The 869-nt window shown below is 47.5% G+C and carries 1 protein-coding gene; it reads right to left on the minus strand.

Annotated features, from left to right (window positions below; all coding sequences use genetic code 11):
• Nucleotides 1-13: 13 nt before the first annotated feature.
• Nucleotides 14-869: lipoprotein-releasing ABC transporter permease subunit LolE (gene lolE, locus R7Q46_RS25885; RefSeq protein WP_318078044.1), on the minus strand; the 856-nt coding region annotated here is incomplete at its 5' end.

Below are 869 nucleotides of genomic sequence, written 5' to 3' on the forward strand. Positions count from 1 at the left end.
TTTCCTTCCTTCGCTACTTAGCACTCAAAACCGCGGCAGGGTTCAGTTTCGCTGCGCGAGAAGCTGGGTACCAAGTAGCCAATAGGCTTAATACGATAGCGGTGGTCGACACCAATGCGACGTCAGGCCAATGCAACTGCGATGGAAGAAAGTCCACAAAGTAGATGTCACCCGATAAAAACTGGTGTCCTATTAAGCCTTCAAGCCCCTTAATGATTGGAGTTAAATTCAACGCAACCAACACACCAACAAGGCTACCAACAAGGCTACCAAACACTCCAGAGAAGACGCCCTGCCAAACGAAAATACGTTTAATCAGACCATCTTTTGCCCCCATCGTACGCAAAATTGCGATCTCTGCTGCGCGGTCCTTCACCGCCATCATCAATGTCGAGACGATATTGAAACACGCCACACCAATCACTAATACCATGACCAAATACATGATCGTGCGTACCAACTGAATGTCACGGTAGAGAAAGCCAAACTGCTGCTGCCAACTCTTCAAATATACGTAAACATTCACAAGGTTGCCGACTTCTCGAACGATCGAAGGCGCATCAAGAACATCATCGGTTTTTAGAGAAATTCCAGTTACGCCGTCTCCTAAACGAGCGTATTGCTGCGCATCCGCCAGCGGAACTAAAGCCAATGAATGATCAATTTGGCCGTTCAACGTCAAAAAGCCCGCCACTTTGACGCGCACACGTTTCGGCGCTTGAACTTTATTTGTGCCACCCGTTTGAGGAATCATCAACGTGACGTAGTCACCGACTTGCACCTTCAACTCATTTGCAACTCCTCGACCTAAAATCACTTGCTGTTGACCTGAGTAAAAGTTTTGCCACGCCTCTGGATCAATAAAGTCA

This window comes from Vibrio sp. 811, from assembly GCF_033339195.1.